Consider the following 20368-nt stretch of genomic DNA (forward strand, 5'->3'; position numbering starts at 1 on the left):
ATCGCTGGTGCGGCGGCGGAGGTGGATACAATCCGCCGCGCCCGAACCAGGCCCCTGCGCCAACGGCGGGAAGCCCCGGCTTCTCATGTCGAGCAGGTATAAAGAGCCGCTAGGAGAGTGAACGTGAGCAAGACCCCGGCCTCCAAGACCGCAGCGACCAAGGCGCCCGCAGCCCCTGCGAAGGCGTCCAAGGCTGCCGCGGAGGGCAAGTCCGCCGACGCGGACGCGCCCGACAGCACGGTCTCACTGCTGGACAGCCCCGTCCGGCCCTCGACCCCGACATCAACGAACCAGAACAGCCGACCTGCCGTGAAAGCCGATCCCAAACTCTCCTCCGCCTGGAAAAACAAGGCCGGTGCCGAACTGTCCGATGCCGAAGTGCTCGCGATGCCCGACACCGAATACATGAACGACAAGCAGGTCGAGTTCTTCCGCGCCAAGCTGACGCAGCTCAAGGAAGACATCCTGTCCAACGCCGGCGAGACGACCGAGCACCTGCGCGAGGACACCTCCATCGTCCCCGATCCGGCCGACCGCGCCACGATCGAGGAAGAGCACGCGCTGGAGCTGCGCACCCGCGACCGCGAGCGCAAGCTGCTGAAGAAGATCATGCAGTCGCTGCAGCGTCTGGACAGCGGTGAGTACGGCTACTGCGACGAGACCGGCGAACCGATCGGCCTGGGCCGTCTGATCGCCCGCCCGACCGCGACGCTGTCGCTCGAGGCGCAGCAGCGCCGCGAGCTCAAGCAGAAGATGTTCGGCGACTGAGTCGCCCGCATCCGCCCGCATCAGGAAGTACCGCCCCAGTACCGCCAGTTCCACCGCCACTACTGCGAAAAGCAAGGTCCGCGTGAGCATGTCCGACCCCAAAGACGGCACCAAAGAAGGCGAGAGCTTCTTCCGCAAGGTGGCGCGTTTCGTCGCCAATCCGACGACCGACTGGGCGGAGATCAACTCGCGCCAGGACGACCCCGAGGCCGACGCCGCCAAGGCCGAGCTGCGGGCGATGGTGGAGCGCAAGCGCCGCAACGACTTCGTGCGCAAGCGCGAGCTCGACATGCTGCGCAAGATCCGCCGTGAAGGCCTGACCCCCGAGCAGCTGGCCGCCCTGGGCGGCCATGCGACGTCGGGCATCGACGAACTGGGCCGCATCAGCGAGATCCAGGGCGTGCGGCGCGACGACGGCACGGTGAAGGCCAAGATCGACCAGATCGAACAGCAGATGGTCGGCGAGGGCTTCGTGCCGACGCAGGTCCAGAGCCAGCACCCGCCCGGCTTCTTCGACACGAGCACCCGGCCGGTCAACTTCGCGGCGACGCAGCCGGCGGACCAGGTCGGCGCGCGCGTCTCCGACCATGCGGCGCCGGCCGAGATCGAACGCCTGGACCTGTCGCCCGCGCCGGCCGCGGCCTCGATGGGCGGCGGCATCGCGCCGCCCTCCCCGGCCGGAGCGCCGGCGGCCATCCCCGAGCTGAAGAAGGAGATCCCGACGCTGAGCTTCCACGTCGCGGATCCGCAGGTCGAGGTCAACGAGGTCGTCCACGACGCCGAGCTGGACGAGGCGGTCATCGCCTTCGCCAACGCCGACTACGAACACTGCGAACGCAGCCTGATCGACCTGACCCGCCAGGGCGGCGCGCGCCACGAGCACGCCGAGACCTGGCTGGTGCTGTTCGACCTGTACCGGGCGACCGGCCAGCAGGGCAAGTTCGAGCATCTGGCCAACGACTACGCACAGCAGTTCGGGCTGTCGTCGCCGCAATGGTTCTCGCTGCCCAAGCTGGTGGCCGAGGCGGTGCAGGCGGAACGCGCCCCGCGCGGCCGCGCCAGCAGCGTGTCGTGGACCACGCCGGAGTACCTGGACGTCGAGGCCGTGACGCAGATGCGCACGCGCTGCGAGAACCTGCCGATGCCGTGGGTGATCGACTGGGCGCCGCTCAAGCAGATCGACATCGAGGCCTGCGCGAAGCTGCGCGACCTGTTCCGCGCCTGGGCGCAGCAGGCGCTGGACCTGCGCTGGCTGTCCGGCGACCATTTCTTCAATGTGCTGCGCGAGCAGGCCCCGGTGGGCAGCCGCGACGCCGACCCCATCCTCTGGATGCTGCGCCTGGAAGCGCTGCGCCTGGCCAACCGGCCGGACCAGTTCGACGAGGTCGCGATCGACTACTGCGTGACCTACGAGGTCTCCCCGCCGAGCTGGGAGAAGGCCCTGTGCCACGTCCGCATCAGCGGCAACGCGCTGTCGACGAGTTCTCCGTCCTCCATCCAGCCGGCGGCGATGGACACCGGCATCGCCTTCCTCGAGTCGACGATGACCGACGCGGTCAACACGGCGGCGCTGATGGAACTGTCCGGCCAGCTCAGCGGCGACATCAGCGAGACGCTGGCGTTGATGACCGAGCAGCTGGGCGGCGCCTCGCTGGTGACGATCGCCTGCCCGAAGCTGATCCGCCTGGACTTCATGGCCGCGGGCGACCTGCTGAACTGGGTCCTGGCCCGGCGCAGCGAGAACCGCGCGGTGCAGTTCAGCGATGCGCACCGCCTGGTGGCGCTGTTCTTCGGCGCGATGGGCATCAACGAGCACGCCCGGGTCAAGATCCGGCACGTGTGAACGCGGCCCTTCCGGAGGGCCAGACTTCCGGATTCAACCGACGCGACGACGGGGCCTCTGGCCCCGTTCCTCATTCGGATGTCCGATCATCGACATCGTCAACCGGCATTCGCACACGCGAGGCCGCAGCCTTTTCCTCACCTTGTGAATCCCCCGTGGGGACCCACGTGAGGGTGACACGACGTTCAAGCCGCCTGGATCGCCCATGTCCCAAGACCACTCCTCCCCGCTTCCGCCGTACCACGGCACCACCATCGTCAGCGTGCGCCGCGGCAACCAGGTCGCGATCGGCGGCGACGGTCAGGTGACGCTAGGCACCATCGTCGTCAAGTCGACGGCGCGCAAGGTGCGCAAACTCCACAAGAACCAGGTGCTGGCGGGCTTCGCCGGCGCGACGGCCGATGCGTTCACGTTGTTCGAGCGCTTCGAAGCCAAGCTGGAGAAGTACGAGGGCAACCTCGTGCGCGCGGCCGTGGAGTTGACGCGGGACTGGCGGACCGACCGCGTGCTGCGCCGGCTGGAGGCGATGCTGGCCGTGGCCGATCGCACGGCCTCGCTGATCATCACCGGCAACGGCGACGTGCTGGAGCCCGAGCAGGGCATCGTCGCCATCGGCAGCGGCGGCGCCTACGCGCAGGCCGCGGCCAAGGCGCTGCTGAACCACAGCGAGCTGAGCGCGGTGGACATCGTCAAGCAGTCGCTGGTCATCGCCGGCGAGATCTGCATCTACACCAACGGCAACCACACGATCGAGACGCTGGACTGATCCGGCGCGGAGCACACGAATGAGCAGCAGCATGACCCCGCAGGAAATCGTCTCCGAACTCGACCGGCACATCGTCGGCCAGGCCGATGCGAAGCGCGCCGTCGCGATCGCGTTGCGCAACCGCTGGCGGCGCCAGCAGGTCGACGAGAAGCTGCGCGGCGAGATCACGCCGAAGAACATCCTGATGATCGGCCCGACGGGCGTCGGCAAGACCGAGATCGCGCGCCGCCTGGCGAAACTGGCCGATGCGCCCTTCATCAAGGTCGAGGCGACGAAGTTCACCGAGGTCGGCTACGTCGGCAAGGACGTGGACAGCATCGTCCGCGACCTGGTCGACATCGCCGTCAAGCAGGAGCGGGAGCGCCAAATGCGCTTCCAGCGCGCGCGGGCCGAGGACGCGGCCGAGGAGCGCATCCTCGACGTGCTGGTACCGCCGGCACGCTCGTCGACCGGCTTCGCGCCCGCGGCGGCGGAGACCGGCGGCGCGGACAACACCGCGCGCCAGGTCATGCGCAAGCGCCTGCGTGAGGGATCGATGGACGACAAGGAGATCGAGATCGCGCTGACCGAGGCCAAGCCCTCGATGGAGATCCTCGGGCCGCAGGGCATGGAGGAGATGGCGGAGCAGCTCAAGGGCCTGTTCTCGCAGATGGGGCAGGAGAAGAAGACCACGCGCAAGGTCAAGATCGCCGAGGCCCGCAAGCTGCTGGTCGAGGAAGAGGCCGGCAAGCTGGTCAACGAGGAAGAGATCAAGACCGCGGCGCTGGCGCTGGCGCAGGACAACGGCATCGTCTTCATCGACGAGATCGACAAGGTCGCGACCCGCAACGAGCACAGCGGCGGCGCGGACGTGTCGCGCCAGGGCGTGCAGCGCGACCTGCTGCCGCTGGTCGAGGGCACGACGGTGAACACGAAGTACGGGATGGTGAAGACCGACCACATCCTGTTCATCGCCTCGGGCGCCTTCCACCTGAGCAAGCCCAGCGACCTGATCCCTGAACTGCAGGGCCGCTTCCCCATCCGGGTGGAGCTGAAGTCGCTGTCGGTCGGCGACTTCGAGGCCATCCTGTCGAGCACGCATGCGAGCCTGGTGAAGCAGTACCAGGCCTTGCTGGCGACGGAAGGCCTGACGCTGGAACTCAGCGCCGACGGCATCCGCCGGCTCGCGCAGATCGCCTACGAGGTCAACGAGCGCACCGAGAACATCGGCGCGCGCCGGCTGGCGACGGTGCTGGAGCGGCTGCTGGACGACATCAGCTTCGACGCGCACAAGCATGCCGGCAAGACGGTGACCATCGACGGTCCGCAGGTCGACGAGAAGCTTGGCGCGCTGGCGCAGGACGAGGATCTGAGCCGGTTCATCCTCTGAGGGACATCCCCCTCGTCGCGCGACGAGGGCGTGGGCCAGGACGTGGAAGTCCACGCACTGCAGGGCCGGCGGGAATTCCGTAGACTCCGCCAATCCGCAGTGCCGCGGCCTCAAGGAATTCCATGTTCGACGTCACCACCCTGGCGACCTTCGTCGCCATCGTCATCGGCCTCTTCCTGATCCCCGGCCCCGCCGTGCTGCTGGTCCTGAGCCGCACCGTGCAGGGCGGCCGGAAGGTGGGCGTGATGACCGGCCTCGGGGTGGCCACCGGCGACTTCGTCCACACGCTGTTCGCCGCGGTCGGGCTCTCGGCCCTGCTGATGACGTCGGCGATGGCGTTCAACGTGGTGAAGTATGTCGGCGCGGCCTACCTGGTCTATCTCGGCGTCCGGGCCTTCCTGTCGACACCGTCCGATCCGTCGCTGCCGGCATTGGCGCCGATCAGCCCGCTGCGCGCCTACCTGGAAGCGATCCCTGCCGAGGTCCTCAACCCGAAGACGGCGCTATTCTTCCTGGCGTTCATGCCGCAGTTCGTGCATCCCGAGAAGGGCTCGAGCTTCGTGCAGTTCGCCGTCCTGGGCGCGATCTTCGTCGTCATGAGCAGCCTCTACACGACGGCCGTCGCGCTGTCGATCAAGCCGCTCGGGCGCGTGCTCAAGCGGGTGGCGTGGCTCAACCGCTGGCAGGGCAAGATCATCGGGACGATCTTTGTCTCGCTGGGCCTCAAGGTCGCGGTGCAGCAGCGCTGACGCACCTTCCCTCTCCAAGAGGGCGCGTCATTTTCCGGAACGGACAAGGCGTTGAGAATGACGCCATGAGCGCCCTTCCCTCCACCGACATCTCCGCCATCCCCGAGCCCGAGCGGGCCGAGGTCCATGCCCGGCTCCGGGCCGCTGAATCCGAGCACCAGGTGCGCGTGCTGCTGGCCATCGAGTCCGGCAGTCGCGCCTGGGGGTTCGCGTCGCCCAACAGCGATTTCGATGCGCGCTTCATCTACGCGAACCGGACGGACTGGTACCTGTCGGTCGGTCTCGAGGAGCAGCGCGACGTCATCGAATACCCGATCGTCGACGACATGGACATCAACGGCTGGGACCTGCGCAAGGCTCTCCGCTTGTTCCGAAGTTCCAATCCGGGCTTCGTCGAGTGGATCCAGTCGCCGATCGTCTATGAGAGCAGCACGAGCTTCCACTCGCGCGCGCGGGAGTTGCTGCCGATCGTGTATTCGGTCGTGCGCGGCATCCATCACTACCGCAGCATGGCCAAGACCAACTTCCGCGGCTACCTCCAGACCGAGGAGGTACCACTGAAGAAGTACTTCTACGTGCTGCGCCCGCTGCTCGCGGTCCGCTGGCTGGAACGCCACCAGCAGCCCGCGCCAATCGAGTTCCATCGACTGCTCGAGACCATTGCGGACGAGCCCGGACTGCCTGCGGCCATCGACGATCTGCTGGCGCTCAAGCGCAACACGCCGGAGCTCGGTCTGTCGCCGCAGGTCGTTCCCATCCAGCGCTTCATCGAACGGGAGCTGGATCGCATCGAAGGCCTGGAGCTTCCCGCCAACGATCGACCGGAGGTCGAGCCACTGCTGTCCGAGCTGTTCCGCGACGTGCTGCGCGAATGCTGGGAGCCGGCATGAGCAGCGGCAGTGCCGGCGCGGGCCTCGCGTCCTGAGCGAGCCTCAGCCTCGCGCCGCGGGCGCCTTGCCGGCGGCGGCCCGGCCTTTCGCCTTCCCCAGCGCCGACGTCGCCGTCACCCGCGCCTTCGCCGGCGCGCGTTGCGCCTCGACCTCGCGGATCACCTCGATGAACGCGCGCAGCGCCGCGGGCATCAGGCGGCTGCTCGGGTAGTACAGGTGGTGCCCGGGGATCGGCGGCGTCCAGTCGTCGAGCACGGTCACCAGACGCCCTGAAGCGATCTCGGCCTCCGCTTTCGTCGACCAGACATACGCAAGGCCCAGCCCCTTGGCCGCGGCCTCGACCATCAACCCGATGTGATCGAGCGTCAGCGAGCCCGGCACGTCGACCTTCAACGATTGCCGCTGCCGCTCGAACTCCCAGCGGTACCTCTTGCCGCTCGGCAGCCGGAAGCGGATGCAACGATGCGCCGCGAGCGCGTCCGGCGTGCGCGGCGTGCCGTGCTGCGCGAGGTAGTCCGGCGACGCCACCACAATGAAGCGCACGTCGCCGCCGAAGGGCACGGCCACCATGTCCTGCGGCAGCGCTTCGCCGAGCCGCACGCCCGCATCGAAGCCCTCGGCGACGATGTCGACCAGCTTGCCCTCGGTGACGAGGTCCAGTTGCACGTCCGGATGGCGTTCGACGAACGCCGGCACGATGTCCCGCATCAATTCGCCGGCCGCGATCTCCGACACGTTGATCCTCAGTCGACCCGATGTGCGTCCGCTCAGCGAGCCCAGGTCACCCAGCGCGTTGTCCAGCTCCACCAGGATCGGTCCGACGTCGCGCGCCAGCTGCTGACCCGCATCCGTCGGCGCCACGCTGCGCGTGGTGCGGTTGAAGAGCCGCACGCCCAGCCGCTCCTCCATGCCCCGCACCAGATGGCTCAGGCTGGACGGCGACATCCCCAGCTCGTCCGCCGCGGCGCGGAAGGACTGGTGCCGCACGATCGCCAGGAAGGCGGTCAGTTCCGCAAGGCTGGGACGCTCAGCCATGGGGCCGGCCCGTACGCTCATTCATGAAAATTCCCCACTGGCTCGTTTCAATTCCTGAGCATAGACGCATCAATCGCCGGTTCCTAGAGTTCGTTCCACACCGCCGCCATTCGATCAGGCGCCGTGCCACGATCAGCAAAGGAACCACCCCATGTCCAGCACCCGACTTGTTTCCGCCGTGATGACGGGCGCCGTGATCGCGTCGCTCGCGATGGCGATTCCCGCGGCCCGCGCCGCCACCGCCGCTGCCCAGGCGAAGGCCCAGGCCGCGAACGCCCAGGGCGGGGCCGATGCCGCCGCCAACAAGGCCGCCGTCGACACGATGCTCCGCCGCTGGATGGGCGGCGACTACGGCGCGCTGCAGCCGATGCTCGCCGACGACATCGAGTGGACGATCACCGGCCATTCGCTGGTCGCCGGCACGACGCGCAGCCGCGACGAGCTCAACCGCACCGTGCTCGGCCCGTTCGGCGCTCGCTTCGCGCAATCGCAGGACCGTTTCCGGCCGCGCACCATCCATGCGGTCTACGCCGACGGCGACACCGTCGTCGCGCACTTCTCCGCCGCCGGCACGACGAACGCTGGCAAGCCCTATGCGAACAGCTATGTCTGGATGCTGACGATGCGCGACGGCAAGGCCGTCCGCGTCACGGCCTTCTTCGACAGCATCGCCTTCGACGAGTTCTGGCGGCAGAACCCGGTCGCGGCGAACTGAGTTCCCCGGCCCCTCCCGCCAATTCCCTCTTCCTTCCCTCGGCATCCCCCTGCCCGCCCCCTCATTCCCCACAAGGAGTTCCCCATGAAGACCTGGTTCATCACCGGCGCCTCGCGCGGCTTCGGCACCCTGTTCGTCAAGGAAGCGTTCGAGCGCGGCGACAACGTCGTCGCCACGGCGCGCAACGCCCGCGCCATCGTCGAGAAGTTCGGCGACCATCCGCGACTGCTGGCGGCCAACCTCGACGTCACCGACGAGGCGCAGGCCCGCGCCGCGGTCGAGCAGGCGGTCAAGCGCTTCGGCCGCATCGACGTGGTCGTCAACAACGCCGGCTTCGGCGTGCTCGGCGCGATCGAGGAGACGAGCGCCGCAGACGTGGAGTCGGTCTACCGCACCAACGTCTTCGGCCTGCTGGCCGTGACGCGCGCGGTGCTGCCGCAACTGCGCAGGCAGCGCGCGGGCCACGTGATCAACATCTCCTCGATCGGCGGGTATCGCAGCGCGGCGGGCTTCGGCGTGTATGCCTCGACCAAGTTCGCCGTCGAAGGCATCAGCGAGGCGCTCGCCGACGAGCTGAAACCGCTGGGCATCCACGTGACGATCGTCGAGCCGGGCTACTTCCGCACCGACTTCCTCGACGGCGGCTCGCTGACGACCTTGCCGACGACGATCGCGGACTACGCCGACACACCGGTCGGCACCGTGCGACGCATCGCGGCCGATCTGAACCATCAGCAGCCGGGCGATCCGGCACGTCTGGCGAAGGCGCTGCTGAAGGTCGTCGACGCGGAGCAGCCACCGCTGCGCATGCCGTTCGGCTCCGACACCGTCGCGGCGATCGAGCAGAAGAACGCCTTCGTCGCCGGGGAACTCTCCCAGTGGCGCGAACTGGCGGTGTCGACCGACTTCCCGAAGTGATCGCTCCCTGAACAGGATGATGACGCGCGGAACGCCTGCCGCCAGGCGTGCGGCGTCCGCCGGCTTCACCCCGAGCTCACACAGGGCTCATCCTGAGCTCGAAACGCATGGCGAGACTGGGGCCTTCACCTCAGGAAAGGACCCGTCCCGCCATGAACCGCTTTCTCGCTTCCGTGCTCCTCGGTCTGCTGGTGTGGAACGTCTCGTCCGCGCTGCTCATCGACGTCTACGTCCCCTCGCCCTGCAACGCCGTCGGCCGCTGCGACGGCGACATGGCCTTCACGCTGAAGGTGGTCGGCATCTGGCTCGGCATGTTCTGGGCGACGTCGGCCTCGGTGCTGCTGTACAACATCGTCTCGTGGAAGCGCGATTGGGCGCGGCACCAGCAGCGGATGGCGTCGTGATCCGGCCGGGGTCTGTCGATTTCCGCAGGTCCCGTTCGTCGTCCGTCATCCACCCTCGATGAACGCCAAGGAGCCTCCGATGACCGACGATCCCGTCCACACCTTCCTGCGCGACTACGCCGCGGCGGTCCTCGACCGTGATCTGCCACGCTTCCTGGACCTGTACACACCGGACACCCAGGTCTTCGACAGCTGGGACCGCTGGGACTATGCCGGCCGCGACGACTGGGGCGGCATGATCGCCGCCTGGTTCGGCGGCATCCAGGATGTGCGCGTCCGCGTCACGTCGAAGGACGTCAAGACCTGGCACGACGCGCAGATGGCCGGCGGCTCGGCCACGCTGGCATTCGCGGCGCTCGATGCCGATGGCCAGCCGCTGCGTGCGACCGAGAACCGCCTGACCGTGCTCTTGCGCAATGACGGCGGCACGTGGCGCGCCGTTCACCAGCACACCTCGGTGCCGGTCGACTTCCAGAGCAAGCAGGTCGTGAGCCGCTGAACGTCCGGGACCTCCCGGCGACCGGTGACGAACGACTTCACGCCGGCCTCACCGCGGGCTCATGCTGCCCTCGAAGGGCGTGACGAGACTGGCGTCTCCTCAATCAGTGGACACCGATCCCGTCATGCCGCACTTCCACGTCTCCCTCCGGATGGGTCGCGATAAGCTTGGAGCCCCGTCGCCCTCCACCGCCACGCCCATGCCGAGCACCCTCATCGAAGTCCGCCGCGCCTACTCGCAGGAGCAGGAAGTCCAGCTGATCGAAGCCGTTCAAGCGGCGCTGGTCGAGGGCTTCAAGATCCCGGCGGAAGACCGCTGCGTACGCCTCATCGCGTACGAGCCGCACCGGTTCATCTATCCGCCGCGCCTGTCGCGGCCCGAGTCCTACACGCTCGTCACGGTCACCGGCTTCGCTGGGCGGACCATCGAGGCGAAGCGCCGCCTCTATCGCAGCATCGTCGATCGCCTTGGCGCGCTCGACATCCCTGCCGACCACGTCACGATCACGCTCAACGAAGTCGAGCGCGAGAACTGGGGCCTGCGCGGCGGCGTGCCGGCGTCGGAGATCGACCTGGGGTTCAAGGTCGACGTGTGACCCTCGGCGCAGGGGTCAGCGTACGTTTCGCGCGGCCCGATGCCCACCCAACGGATGGGCCTTCGATACCTCGCCCAGGATGGTCGACACCGCGAAGGGTCCCAGCACACGGCTGTCCTTGCACATGTCGCGGAAGTCGCCCATCAGCCAGTAGGTGCCGGCGGCAACGACCACGCGCGGCACGCTTCGTGAGTAGACCTCCTGCGCCTGGCTTTCAAGCAGATAGGGCTCTGGCAGCCGATGCCCGTCGATCAGCAGGTCGCCCTCTACGATCTCCAGGCTCTCGCCCGGCAGGCCCACCACGCGCAGCGGCACCAGCGCCCCCTCATAGTCGGAGTGGGTGACCACGACGACCTGACTGCGCGACAGCGGTCCGTCGCCCGCCCACGGCGCGTACCAGACGACCTCCGCCTGGCGCAGGGTCGGTGCCATGTGCCCGGCGAGCACCTTGGTCGCACGCATCCTGTGGCGCGCGGCTTCGGACCGCGCGGCGACGAACTGGACCTTGGGAAGGAGGAAGTGGCGGAAGACGCGGTCGAGCACCGGCGTCCCGCTCAGAGCGCCAGCCGATGCGCCTGCAGCGCCAGCAGTCCGTCGAAGATCAGCGAGTCGATCAGCTCGTGCGGGATGTCCAGCGCCGGCGAAACCTTCCAGCCCGCGCCGCCGGTCATCAGCGTGACCGGCGCCTGGCCGCAGCGCTTGAGGATGTGGCGGTGCATGCGCTCGATCGCGCCGGTGATCGCGTAGTTGCCGCCGCTGGTGAGCGCGTCCGACGTGTTCGTCGGGAACTCGCGCACCTCGCCGGTCGGCACGCGCAGGCCGGCGGTGCCGCCTTCCAGCGAACGCAGCATGATCCCGTGGCCGGGCAGGATCAGCCCGCCGAGGAAACGGCCGTCCGCGTCGAGCGCGTCCACCGTGACCGCCGTGCCCACCATCACCACCAGCGCCGGCTTCGGCGTCTGTCCGCGGCCTCGCGCCAGCACGTGGTGCCGCGCACCGATCAGCGCGACGAAGCGGTCCGCGCCCAGGCGACCCGGATGGTCGTAGCCGTTGGTCACGCCGCCCGCCTGCGCCGACGAGGCGACCCAGCGCGGCTCGATGTCCCAGATCTCCTCCATCTGCTCCTCGACGCGATGCCGCATCGCATCGCCGGCGACGTTGCTGCCCAGCATGCTGCCCGGCACCGCGGGCAGCTTCGCCCAGTCGTCCTCGGCCAGCTTCTCGATGTTCTCGAGGAACTGCGCGCCGTGCGCCAGCATCGGACTGCCCGGCTGCGGGCCGGCATAAAGCGCCCACTTGAGGCGGGTGTTGCCGATGTCGATGGCCAGGAAGCTCATGGGCGTTGCGCGAATCCGTCGAGGAATACGTGGAGTTCTTGGGGAAATGTCGGTGCCGTGGGGGACAGGGCGGCAGGTTAGCAGTGTTTGTCCTCAAGCCGGTGCACCGGACAGCCGATTTAGGATTGAATCGAGGCTCGTCGCACCACCCCGGGGCGACGCCGTCGACACAACAACAAGGCTCCGGACCGATGAAGTTCTCCATCGCCACGCGACTGTGGATCCCCGTCGCCGTCATGTCCGTCATGACCGTCGTCATGTCGCTGGGCGCGGCATCCCGGACCCGCACCCTGCTGGAAGTCGCCCAGGTGACACAGGAACGGCAGCAGCAGCGCTTCGAACTGGCGCTGCGATGGCGCGGCCTGACCGAGGCCAACGCGAGCCGCGTGCAGGCCGGCCTGGCCGCGAACGACAACGCCGTCGCCGACGCGATGAAGGGCGACATCGCCCGCACCACCGAGGCGATCAACGAGGTGCAGAAGCAGCTCGAGGCGCTGGCCGAAGGCGACGAGGACAAGGCCGCGATGGCGAAGATCGCCGAGCAGCGCAAGGCCTACATCGCCGTGCGCAACGACGCCAACAAGCTCAAGGCCGGCGGCGACAACGACGGCTCGCACCAGGCGCTCAAGCAGAAGGTCGTGCCCGCGATCGAGCAGTACCTGGCCGCGCAGCAGGACTTCGTCGTGCTGCAGCAGAAGCGGTCCGCGGCGCTGCGCGAGGCCGCCGGCGCCGAGCGCATGCGCACCGTGTGGGGCGTGGCGGCACTGATGTCGCTGATCGTCGGCGCGCTCGCGCTCGCCACGGCGTACTTCGTTCGGACGATCTCCGCGCCGCTGAAGTCGCTGATGGCCGAGGCCGAGCGCATCGGCGAGGGCGACCTGTTCCACGTCGAGCGCGATTACCGCGAGGACGAGATCGGCGACGTGCAACGCGCGCTGGCCGCGATGAAGAGCTCGCTGCGCAAGGTCATCCGGGAAGTGCGCGCGAGCGCCGACGGCATGCAGACCGCGAGCCAGGAGATCGCCAGCGGCAACCAGGACCTGAGCCAGCGCACCGAGCAGACCGCGTCCAACCTGCAGCAGGCGGCATCGTCGCTGTCGCAGCTGACCGGCACCGTGCAGCAGAGCGCCGAGAGCGCGCGCACGGCCAACCAGCTGGCGGGCAGCGCGGCCGAAGTCGCCGAGCGCGGCGGCACGGCGGTGGGCGACGTGGTGGGCACGATGGCGCAGATCGACGCGTCGGCCAAGAAGATCAACGACATCATCGGCACCATCGACGGGATCGCATTCCAGACCAACATCCTGGCGTTGAACGCCGCGGTGGAGGCGGCCCGCGCGGGCGAGCACGGCAAGGGCTTCGCGGTGGTGGCGTCCGAGGTGCGGGCGCTGGCGCAGCGCAGCGCCGGCGCGGCGCGCGAGATCAAGGCGCTGATCGGCGACAGCGTGACCAAGGTGGAAGTCGGCTCGCAGCAGGTGCGCGACGCCGGCGCGACGATGAACGAGATCGTCGCCAGCGTGCAGCGCGTGTCGGACATCATCGGCGAGATCAGCGCGAGCACGGTGGAGCAGAGCCAGGGCATCGGCAGCGTCAACGGCTCGGTGGCGCAGCTGGACCAGATGACGCAGCAGAACGCCGCGCTGGTCGAGGAGTCGGCGGCCGCTGCCGAATCGCTCAGCGATCAGGCGCGCAAGCTCACCGCCCTGGTGGGGCACTTCAAGGTCAGCGATCCCAAGCCGAAGCCGGGCGATGCGATGAACGTCGTCGCGGCGCCCGCGCCGATCGCTCGTGCGTCCACGCCGGTCGCGAAGCCCGCTACGGCTCCGCGTCCTGCGACGACCCCAGCCGCGGCGAAGACCTCGACGGCCAAGCCGCCGGCTTCGAAGACCACCAGCAAAGTGACCGCGACGAAGCCGATGGCAAGACCTGTCGCCAAGGCGCCGGCGCCGAGATCGCCCGCCGCGACACATACACCAAAACCGGCAGCGCCAACCCTTCTGGCCCGAGCGCAACAGCGGCTCCCGACGGCGATTGGGAAACTTTTTGATCTAGCGCAACGACCTCTTGAATAGAGGTCGTTTTGCTTTGGGAATGGTTTTTGGACGTCCGCGCCCGGAATAGGCTGACTGCCCTCTTCGCTTCGAGGGCCTCCCATGCCGCTCCACACCAACCACTCGCCGTACCCGCCTCGCGCTTCTTCGACCGGCGCCTTTCTGATGCCATTCGAGACCATCCGCTTCACGGACGCACAACTGGAAACGCTGACCCAGTGCGCGCAGCGGGCGGGTTTCGACTCGGTGCCTGACTTCATCGTCGACCTGATCGAATATGAACGGGACCGCCTCGCCCTGCGCGGACGGCTCATGGAATCGTTCCGTTCCAAGGAGACCTTCCTCGTCAATGACGCCTTCTTCGAGGACCTGCTGAGCTACGCCCAGTCGCTCGACCAGTCTCGCGGGGAAGAAGGGTGGGATCAATGAGCGAAAGGTCCTTGCACTACAACGTCCGCGCGAAGAACGACCTCCGCGAGATCATCGACTACTACGCGCAGACCGCCGGAGACTTCCCCGTTCACCGGTTCCTCGGCGAAATGGGAAAGGCGTTCCGCCATATCGCCCGAGCGCCGGGAACGGGCTCTCCTCGCTACCAGAAGGAGTTGGATGCGCCCGGCATACGATTCTGGAAAGTCACGCGCTTCCCTCACCTGGTCTTCTATGTCGAACTCGCCAATGCCGTCCGCATCCTCCGCGTGATGCATGGAAAGCGAGACATCTCCCATCGCTTCCACGCCGCCTGATCGGCCCCGACCCAGAAGGACAAGATGACCCCCATCACCATCGAGTACTCGACAGGCCTCGCCGATTTTGTCGACGAGCGCGCTTTCATGGAGGACTTTCAGGATCGCCCCTCCTATCTCGCCAATCTGGTCGATCGGCTCATCGCGAAGCGCTACGCCAGCGAGAGGTCGTCGACAGCGAAGTCCGATCCCGAGCCTCTCGCGGACGAGGCGTACTTCGACCAGATGCGTGAAGAGCTCTTCGCGGACGACGCCAAGCGCGAGGCTTACCGCCTTCAGAAGCAACAGGGACGTTGAGACATGGAAGAGGCCCACCGCAACGCTCTGGCGAGCGCGTCCCGCGCGAACCGGCTTCTTCCCTGGCAAGTCTCCGCCGGCGGCATCGCCGGCCTGATCCTGAGCATCGGACTGGCGCGCTTCGCCTACACGCCGGTGCTGCCGCTGATGCAGCATCAAGCCGGGCTCGGCGACGCGATGGGCGGGACGCTCGCCGCCGTCAACTACGCCGGCTACATGAGCGGCGCCGTCCTCGCCGCGCTCATCGACGATCCGCGCTGGCGCTCGCGCTTGTACTTCTGGGGCATGCTGCTCGGACTCGTCGCCACGGCGCTGATGCCGCTCGCGCCCGACCTCGCGCTGTGGGCGGTCTCCCGCTACCTTGGCGGCCTCAGCGGCGCCGCGGGCATGCTGCTCGGCTCCGGGCTCGTGCTGGGTTTCCTGATGCGCGCCGGCAGACGCCCCGAACTCGGCGTCCACTTCATGGGGCTCGGCCTCGGCATCGTCGTCTCCGCCATCGGCGCGATGGCGATGGATCAACTCGCGCTCGACTGGGCCGGACACTGGTGGGGCTTCGTCGTCATCGGCGTGCCGCTGCTCGCGATCACCTGGTGGTGGCGTCCGCCCGTGCCGCCGCCCGCCACGGCCACGCTCGGCGCCGGCGCGCCCAGCACCCGGTGGATGCGCTGGATGATCGCCGGCTACTTCTGCGCCGGCTGGGGCTTCGTCATCAGCGCCACATTCATCGTCACCATCGTCGAGCGCCAACCGCTGCTCCAAGGCCAAGGGCCGTGGGCCTGGCTGCTCGTCGGCCTCTCCGCCACGCCGGCCGTGTTCCTGTGGGATCGCGTCGCGCGCCGCTTCGGGGATCTCAACGCGCTGCTCGCCGCCTTCGCGCTGCAGATCGTCTCCGTCGTGCTGCCGATGCTGTCCGGCAGCCTCGCCGCCGCACTCACCGGCGCCCTGCTCTACGGCGCGACCTTCATCGGCCTCGTGAGCCTCACTCTCGCGCTGGTGGGCCGGCGCTCGCCCGGCAATCCCGGCAAGGCGATGGCGCGCCTCACGTTGAGCTACGGCGTCGCGCAGGTCACGGCGCCCGCGCTCGCCGGCGCGATGGCGCAGGCCAGCGGCAGCTATCGCGCGTCGCTGTGGCTGACCGCCGCGGTGCTCACCGTCGGCATGCTGATCATGCTCAGACTACGCAGCCTGGAAGCGCGCGGCGACGCGTGAGTCCTCGGGGCCATCGGCCATCGTCGTCAGGTCGCCCTTCCCGGTCGCCACGGTCGTCGTGCTCATCGCCGCATCGAGACCGACATCCGCCCGCCATTGCGGCGACAACGCCACCACCTCGCCGATGACCAGCAGCGCCGGGCTCGGCAGCACTTCGCGCTCGATCGCGGCGGGCAGATCGGCGAGCGTCGTGAAGCACTCGCGCTGACGCGGCGTGTGCGCCGCACTCACGATGACTGCGGGCGTCTCCGCGGCCAGCCCGCCGTCCTGCAAGGACTGCGCGATCACCGCGGCGCGCGTCAGCCCCATGTAGACCACGAGCGTGAGCCGGCTGCGCGCCAGTGCCGCCCAATCCGGGGCGACGCCGTGCTCCCCGTTGTGCCCCGTCACGAAGGCCACGCCCGGCGTGCAGCGCCGGTCCGTGACCGGCACGCCGACCGACGCCGGCGCCGCAAGACCCGCAGACAGGCCGTTGATCACCTCGACCTCGATCCCGGCCTCACGCAACGCGTCGACCTCCTCTGCGCCGCGTCCGAACACGAACGGGTCACCGCCCTTCAAGCGGACGACACGTGCGCCAGACTTGGCTTCTCGAATCATCAGCTCATGGATGAATCGCTGCTCCGTCGACACGCAGCCGCCGCGCTTGCCGACGCGCAGCACGCGTGCGGAAGCCGGCAGACAGGCCAGCACGCGCGTGTCGACGAGGTCGTCCGTCAGCACGACCTCTGCCTGCTGCAGACGCTTCAGCGCCTTGACGGTGAGCAACTCGGGATCACCCGGCCCTGCGCCGACGAGGGAGACGCAAAAGGGACGAGCAGTCTGGCTGGCGATCGGGCTGGCGTCGAACGGGCTCATGTCGGTTCCTTCATCTGATTCGAGACGGGTATCGCCGGGATCGCCCGCGACGACGATGCGGTCGAGGTCGAGGTCGAGGTCGCGGTCTTCGATCCCACGGTCTGCACGAGACGCCTCAGCGACGGCAGGCAGGACCCGCACTGCGTGCCGCAGCGCAGCTCGCCTTGCAGTGCGGCGAGGCGAGCCTCGGGCGCGACGTCCGGCTGGCGTCGCAGGCACGCGGCGATCGCGTCCTCGCGCACGTTGAAACAATTGCAGATCTGCGGACTGGCCGCCGCCGCGGGCTGCTCCGCGTCGGGCGCCAGCAGACGCCGCCCGAACGGCGCGACCGGCGCGCGCTCGCGCCAGAGCGCGTCGAGCCACGCAGCCTCGCTGCCCTCGCCGACGCGCATCAACGCTTGCAACTTCGCCTCCGCGCCTTTGCCGTCGAGTCGCAGCGAGCGGCTGCGTCCGCGGCGTCCATCGGCATAACGCAGCACACCGACGCCGTTCAGTTGCAGCACTGCGGCCAGCGCCTGAACGACCGCTGCGGGCGGCGGCTCCGCGAAGGCGAGTTCGAGACTCCAGCCCTCCAATGCACGCCGGCCTCCCGATCCTTCTTCCCCATCTCGCCCTTCCAGCCCGTCCTGCGCCGGACCGGGCAGGCAGCAGGCGTAGTCGGCCTCCGCCATCAGGCCGCGGAGCTGACTGCGCAGCGCGGCGCCTTCGCCGGGCGTGATCCACGCGGCGCCGAAGATCCGCCACGGCAGGTCGACAGCTTCAACGGCCACGGCGGTGAACTTCAGCTCCGGCTGCCGGGAGTCCGGGCAGTACGCGGGCTGCGTCAGCGCGTTGATGCCCGACAGGCCGCGCCCGCCGAGGAACTCGCTGCCCCAATGCATCGGCATCCAGGCCTGCTGGGCGCCGACGCCGTCGTCCGCGCGCAGCGGCACGATCAGCTCGCCGCGCCGCGAGCGCACGCGGACCAGCGCCCCCGCCTTCAATCCGCGGCGGTCCATGTCCTGCGGATGCATCGTCAACGCCGGTCCCGGCTCGCCGGCGAAGAGCTTCGCCACGGTGCCGCTGCGGCTCATGCCGTGCCACTGATCGCGCAGACGACCGGTGCTCAGCGCCAACGGGAACTTCGCGTCCTGGACCTCCGCGGTCGCCGCGAAGGGCCTCGTGATGAAGCGCGCCCGGCCATCGGCATGGGCGAACTCGCCGTCCTCGTAAAGCCTCGCCTTGGCCGCGCTCGCGCCGACGGGCCACGGCCACTGGCGGGGCGACGCCTCCAGCATCGGATAGCTCAGGCCGCCGATGTCCAGATCCCGGCCGAGCGTCGCCGCGCGATGCTCCAGCCAGACCTGCTCTTCACGATCCCAGGCGAAGAGCGACGGCGCCGTCGGCCGCAACGCCGCTTCGATGCGGCGAGCCACGTCCCGCACGATGCGCCAGTCGGCCCGCGAATCACCAGCAGGCGACAGCGCCGCGCGCACACGACTGATGCGGCGCTCGCTGTTGGTGACCGTGCCTTCCTTCTCCGCCCAGGTCGCTGCCGGCAGCACCACATCGGCGAACGCCGCCGTCGCCGTGCCCGCGAAAGCCTCCTGGAGGATCACCAGTTCGCAGCGCTCCAGCGCGGCGCGCACCAGCGCCTGATCGGGCATCGACTGCGCCGGATTCGTGCACGCGATCCACAACGCCTTGAGTTCGCCGCGCGCCGCCGCCTGGAACAGCTCGACGGCCGTCTTGCCGGGTTGCTCCGGCAAGGTCTCGACGCCCCACAACGCCGCGATCTCCGCACGATGCGCCGCGTTGCCCGGATCGCGATGACCGGGCAGCAGCGTCGCCATGCCGCCGCTCTCGCGACCGCCCATCGCGTTGGGTTGTCCCGTCAACGAGAACGGTCCCGCGCCTGCGCGACCGATCTGTCCCGTCGCGAGATGCAGGTTGATCAGCGCCGTGTTCTTCGCCGCGCCGCTGCTGCTCTGGTTCAGCCCCATGCAGTACAGCGACAAGCTCGCCGGCGACTGCGCGAACCACTGCGCCGCCTGCAGGATGTCCGATTCCTTCAACCCGGTCAGCCGTGCCGATTCAGCCGGCGTCATCGTGCGCACCAGCGCCTTCAACGCGTCGAAGCCGCTCGTGTGCTGCGTGATGAACGCGGCATCGATCCAGCCTTCCCAGATCGCCGCGTGCAGCATTCCGTGGAATAGCGCGACGTCGCTGCCGGGCTTCAACGCCAGGTGCAGATCCGCGAACTCGGCGGTCTCGGTGCGGCGCGGGTCGACCACGATGATCTTCATCCCCGGCCGCGCGGCGCGTGCCGCCTCGATGCGCCGGAACAGGATCGGATGCGCCCACGCCGTGTTCGCGCCCGCGATGAACAGGCAGTCCGTCTGCTCCAGATCCTCGTAGCAGGTGGGCGGCGCATCCGCGCCCAGCGACTGCTTGTAGCCCACCACCGCCGAGCTCATGCACAGGCGCGAGTTGCTGTCGATGTTGTTGGTTCCGATCAGTCCGCGCGCCAGCTTGTTGAACGCGTGATAGTCCTCGGTCAGCAGCTGGCCTGAAATGTAGAAGCCGATCGCGTCCGGACCGTGCTCCGCGCGGATCGCCAGCAACCGGTCGGCGAGGCGCTGCGTCGTCGTGTCCCAATCCATCGGCTGGAGCGGCGCATCGCGCGTCTCCCGCCACGCCGGCTGCAGCAGCCGCTGCTGCGCGCGCACCACCGGCGTCGCGGTCAGATGCAGGGTCGAGCCCTTGGTGCAGAGCCGTCCGAAGTTGGCCGGATGATCCGGATCGCCGCGCACGCCGACGATCTGCGCCTGCGCGCCTTCGCCGGTCGCATCGATCAGCACGCCGCAGCCCACGCCGCAGTATGGGCAGGTCGACCGCGTGGTGCGGATGTCCGGTTTCATCGAAGACGGCGGCTCGGCGACCACGTCGGCGTCGCTCAGCAGGCCACGCGCGTGCAGGGACCGGCCTTCACCGCCGGCAGGTCGACGCCGACGGTGTCGAGCTCGTCGCGGTCCAGCAGCACCACGCCATCCTCGACCTTCACCTGGAACACCGGCGTGCGGCCTTCATCGGGCTCGCGGGCGCAGCCGTTCTCCAGCGCGATGGTCCAGTTGTGCAGCGGACACGCCACCGCGTTGCCGAAGACGATGCCCTGGCTGAGCGGCCCCGCCTTGTGCGGGCAGCGATCGAGCAGCGCATGCACGCGGTCGTCGGCGGTGCGGAACAGCGCGACCTGCGGTCCTTTCGTGCGGGCGACGCGTCGCGAGCCCAGCACGGGGATGTCGGCCACGGTGCAGACGGAGATCCAGTTCGTCATGGGGTG

At 68.7% G+C, this 20368-nt stretch carries 22 protein-coding genes; 16 read left to right on the top strand and 6 right to left on the bottom strand.

Features of this window, described 5'->3' with window-relative positions; translation table 11 throughout:
- Positions 1 to 123: 123 nt before the first annotated feature.
- The 6 genes from dksA to ACQ859_RS29315 all read left to right on the top strand — a co-directional run bounded on the left by dksA (position 124) and on the right by ACQ859_RS29315 (position 6385).
- On the top strand, positions 124 to 768 hold the full coding sequence (dksA, locus tag ACQ859_RS29290; RefSeq protein WP_431263927.1) for an RNA polymerase-binding protein DksA: 645 nt from the start codon (positions 124 to 126) through the stop codon (positions 766 to 768).
- 88 nt (positions 769 to 856) lie between these two features.
- Positions 857 to 2611, top strand: coding sequence for a hypothetical protein (locus ACQ859_RS29295; protein WP_431263928.1), 1755 nt, complete (start codon positions 857 to 859; stop codon positions 2609 to 2611).
- Between the two features lie 205 nt (positions 2612 to 2816).
- The gene (hslV, locus tag ACQ859_RS29300; RefSeq protein WP_431263929.1) at positions 2817 to 3377 is read left to right on the top strand and encodes an ATP-dependent protease subunit HslV; all 561 of its coding nucleotides are present in this window, start codon (positions 2817 to 2819) and stop codon (positions 3375 to 3377) included.
- 19 nt (positions 3378 to 3396) lie between these two features.
- The gene (hslU, locus tag ACQ859_RS29305; RefSeq protein ID WP_431263930.1) at positions 3397 to 4746 is read left to right on the top strand and encodes an ATP-dependent protease ATPase subunit HslU; all 1350 of its coding nucleotides are present in this window, start codon (positions 3397 to 3399) and stop codon (positions 4744 to 4746) included.
- Positions 4747 to 4868: 122 nt separating this feature from the next.
- Positions 4869 to 5495, top strand: coding sequence for a LysE family translocator (locus tag ACQ859_RS29310; RefSeq protein ID WP_431263931.1), 627 nt, complete (start codon positions 4869 to 4871; stop codon positions 5493 to 5495).
- A 65-nt stretch (positions 5496 to 5560) separates the two neighbouring features.
- Complete coding sequence (locus ACQ859_RS29315; protein ID WP_431263932.1) at positions 5561 to 6385, top strand: nucleotidyltransferase domain-containing protein; 825 nt, start codon at positions 5561 to 5563, stop codon at positions 6383 to 6385.
- Positions 6386 to 6427: 42 nt separating this feature from the next.
- Here ACQ859_RS29315 and ACQ859_RS29320 read toward each other — a convergent pair whose 3' ends face one another.
- Positions 6428 to 7420 (bottom strand): LysR family transcriptional regulator, encoded by a 993-nt coding sequence (locus ACQ859_RS29320; RefSeq protein ID WP_431263933.1) that lies wholly within the window; start codon positions 7418 to 7420, stop codon positions 6428 to 6430.
- Between the two features lie 151 nt (positions 7421 to 7571).
- Here ACQ859_RS29320 and ACQ859_RS29325 point away from each other — a divergent pair, with 151 nt between their 5' ends.
- From ACQ859_RS29325 to ACQ859_RS29345, 5 genes are all read left to right on the top strand, one after another.
- Positions 7572 to 8135 carry a nuclear transport factor 2 family protein gene (locus tag ACQ859_RS29325; protein ID WP_431263934.1) on the top strand — a complete coding sequence of 188 codons (564 nt, stop codon included), beginning with the start codon at positions 7572 to 7574 and terminating at the stop codon, positions 8133 to 8135.
- 84 nt (positions 8136 to 8219) lie between these two features.
- Positions 8220 to 9053, top strand: coding sequence for an oxidoreductase (locus tag ACQ859_RS29330; RefSeq protein ID WP_431263935.1), 834 nt, complete (start codon positions 8220 to 8222; stop codon positions 9051 to 9053).
- Between the two features lie 152 nt (positions 9054 to 9205).
- Entirely contained in the window at positions 9206 to 9457 is a 252-nt protein-coding gene (locus ACQ859_RS29335; protein WP_431263936.1) for a hypothetical protein, read from the top strand.
- A 79-nt stretch (positions 9458 to 9536) separates the two neighbouring features.
- Positions 9537 to 9956 carry a YybH family protein gene (locus ACQ859_RS29340; protein ID WP_431263937.1) on the top strand — a complete coding sequence of 140 codons (420 nt, stop codon included), beginning with the start codon at positions 9537 to 9539 and terminating at the stop codon, positions 9954 to 9956.
- A gap of 199 nt (positions 9957 to 10155) precedes the next feature.
- On the top strand, positions 10156 to 10551 hold the full coding sequence (locus ACQ859_RS29345; protein WP_431263938.1) for a tautomerase family protein: 396 nt from the start codon (positions 10156 to 10158) through the stop codon (positions 10549 to 10551).
- A 15-nt stretch (positions 10552 to 10566) separates the two neighbouring features.
- Here ACQ859_RS29345 and lepB read toward each other — a convergent pair whose 3' ends face one another.
- The gene (lepB, locus tag ACQ859_RS29350) at positions 10567 to 11094 is read right to left on the bottom strand and encodes a signal peptidase I (protein WP_431263939.1); all 528 of its coding nucleotides are present in this window, start codon (positions 11092 to 11094) and stop codon (positions 10567 to 10569) included.
- Positions 11095 to 11105: 11 nt separating this feature from the next.
- Positions 11106 to 11888, bottom strand: a complete 783-nt coding sequence (locus tag ACQ859_RS29355; protein WP_431260428.1) for a type III pantothenate kinase — start codon at positions 11886 to 11888, stop codon at positions 11106 to 11108.
- 191 nt (positions 11889 to 12079) lie between these two features.
- Between ACQ859_RS29355 and ACQ859_RS29360 the strand changes: the two genes are divergently transcribed.
- From ACQ859_RS29360 to ACQ859_RS29380, 5 genes are all read left to right on the top strand, one after another.
- On the top strand, positions 12080 to 13957 hold the full coding sequence (locus ACQ859_RS29360; protein ID WP_431263940.1) for a methyl-accepting chemotaxis protein: 1878 nt from the start codon (positions 12080 to 12082) through the stop codon (positions 13955 to 13957).
- Between the two features lie 81 nt (positions 13958 to 14038).
- Positions 14039 to 14365, top strand: a complete 327-nt coding sequence (locus tag ACQ859_RS29365; RefSeq protein WP_431263941.1) for a hypothetical protein — start codon at positions 14039 to 14041, stop codon at positions 14363 to 14365.
- Between the two features lie 11 nt (positions 14366 to 14376).
- A complete protein-coding gene (locus ACQ859_RS29370; protein WP_431263942.1) occupies positions 14377 to 14682 on the top strand; it encodes a type II toxin-antitoxin system RelE/ParE family toxin in 306 nt (101 codons plus the stop codon).
- 24 nt (positions 14683 to 14706) lie between these two features.
- A complete protein-coding gene (locus ACQ859_RS29375) occupies positions 14707 to 14979 on the top strand; it encodes a hypothetical protein (protein WP_431263943.1) in 273 nt (90 codons plus the stop codon).
- A gap of 3 nt (positions 14980 to 14982) precedes the next feature.
- On the top strand, positions 14983 to 16188 hold the full coding sequence (locus tag ACQ859_RS29380) for a YbfB/YjiJ family MFS transporter (protein ID WP_431263944.1): 1206 nt from the start codon (positions 14983 to 14985) through the stop codon (positions 16186 to 16188).
- Here the strand turns inward: ACQ859_RS29380 and cobA are convergent.
- From cobA to nirD, 3 genes are read right to left on the bottom strand one after another with little or no spacing between them, the layout of a single operon-like run.
- Positions 16156 to 17046 carry a uroporphyrinogen-III C-methyltransferase gene (gene cobA, locus ACQ859_RS29385; protein WP_431263945.1) on the bottom strand — a complete coding sequence of 297 codons (891 nt, stop codon included), beginning with the start codon at positions 17044 to 17046 and terminating at the stop codon, positions 16156 to 16158. The two genes, ACQ859_RS29380 and cobA, sit on opposite strands and share 33 nt — an antisense overlap.
- On the bottom strand, positions 17043 to 19946 hold the full coding sequence (locus ACQ859_RS29390; protein ID WP_431263946.1) for a molybdopterin-dependent oxidoreductase: 2904 nt from the start codon (positions 19944 to 19946) through the stop codon (positions 17043 to 17045). The genes cobA and ACQ859_RS29390 overlap by 4 nt, the downstream gene beginning before the upstream one ends.
- Positions 19947 to 19981: 35 nt before the next feature.
- Positions 19982 to 20362, bottom strand: a complete 381-nt coding sequence (gene nirD / locus ACQ859_RS29395) for a nitrite reductase small subunit NirD (protein ID WP_431263947.1) — start codon at positions 20360 to 20362, stop codon at positions 19982 to 19984.
- Positions 20363 to 20368 lie beyond the last annotated feature (6 nt).

Origin of the sequence: Roseateles chitinivorans, assembly GCF_050632235.1 — a bacterium.
Classification (GTDB): domain Bacteria; phylum Pseudomonadota; class Gammaproteobacteria; order Burkholderiales; family Burkholderiaceae_C; genus Roseateles; species Roseateles chitinivorans_A.

Bases quoted from the DNA above. Each gene is read 5' to 3' on its own strand.
- ACQ859_RS29295 (WP_431263928.1), top strand. From the start codon at position 857: ATGTCCGACCCCAAAGACGGCACCAAAGAAGGCGAGAGCTTCTTCCGC.
- hslV (WP_431263929.1), top strand. From the start codon at position 2,817: ATGTCCCAAGACCACTCCTCCCCGCTTCCGCCGTACCACGGCACCACC.
- hslU (WP_431263930.1), top strand. From the start codon at position 3,397: ATGAGCAGCAGCATGACCCCGCAGGAAATCGTCTCCGAACTCGACCGG.
- ACQ859_RS29310 (WP_431263931.1), top strand. From the start codon at position 4,869: ATGTTCGACGTCACCACCCTGGCGACCTTCGTCGCCATCGTCATCGGC.
- ACQ859_RS29315 (WP_431263932.1), top strand. From the start codon at position 5,561: ATGAGCGCCCTTCCCTCCACCGACATCTCCGCCATCCCCGAGCCCGAG.
- ACQ859_RS29320 (WP_431263933.1), bottom strand. From the start codon at position 7,420: ATGGCTGAGCGTCCCAGCCTTGCGGAACTGACCGCCTTCCTGGCGATC.
- ACQ859_RS29325 (WP_431263934.1), top strand. From the start codon at position 7,572: ATGTCCAGCACCCGACTTGTTTCCGCCGTGATGACGGGCGCCGTGATC.
- ACQ859_RS29330 (WP_431263935.1), top strand. From the start codon at position 8,220: ATGAAGACCTGGTTCATCACCGGCGCCTCGCGCGGCTTCGGCACCCTG.
- ACQ859_RS29335 (WP_431263936.1), top strand. From the start codon at position 9,206: ATGAACCGCTTTCTCGCTTCCGTGCTCCTCGGTCTGCTGGTGTGGAAC.
- ACQ859_RS29340 (WP_431263937.1), top strand. From the start codon at position 9,537: ATGACCGACGATCCCGTCCACACCTTCCTGCGCGACTACGCCGCGGCG.
- ACQ859_RS29345 (WP_431263938.1), top strand. From the start codon at position 10,156: ATGCCGAGCACCCTCATCGAAGTCCGCCGCGCCTACTCGCAGGAGCAG.
- ACQ859_RS29355 (WP_431260428.1), bottom strand. From the start codon at position 11,888: ATGAGCTTCCTGGCCATCGACATCGGCAACACCCGCCTCAAGTGGGCG.
- ACQ859_RS29360 (WP_431263940.1), top strand. From the start codon at position 12,080: ATGAAGTTCTCCATCGCCACGCGACTGTGGATCCCCGTCGCCGTCATG.
- ACQ859_RS29365 (WP_431263941.1), top strand. From the start codon at position 14,039: ATGCCGCTCCACACCAACCACTCGCCGTACCCGCCTCGCGCTTCTTCG.
- ACQ859_RS29375 (WP_431263943.1), top strand. From the start codon at position 14,707: ATGACCCCCATCACCATCGAGTACTCGACAGGCCTCGCCGATTTTGTC.
- ACQ859_RS29380 (WP_431263944.1), top strand. From the start codon at position 14,983: ATGGAAGAGGCCCACCGCAACGCTCTGGCGAGCGCGTCCCGCGCGAAC.
- cobA (WP_431263945.1), bottom strand. From the start codon at position 17,046: ATGAGCCCGTTCGACGCCAGCCCGATCGCCAGCCAGACTGCTCGTCCC.
- ACQ859_RS29390 (WP_431263946.1), bottom strand. From the start codon at position 19,946: ATGAAACCGGACATCCGCACCACGCGGTCGACCTGCCCATACTGCGGC.
- nirD (WP_431263947.1), bottom strand. From the start codon at position 20,362: ATGACGAACTGGATCTCCGTCTGCACCGTGGCCGACATCCCCGTGCTG.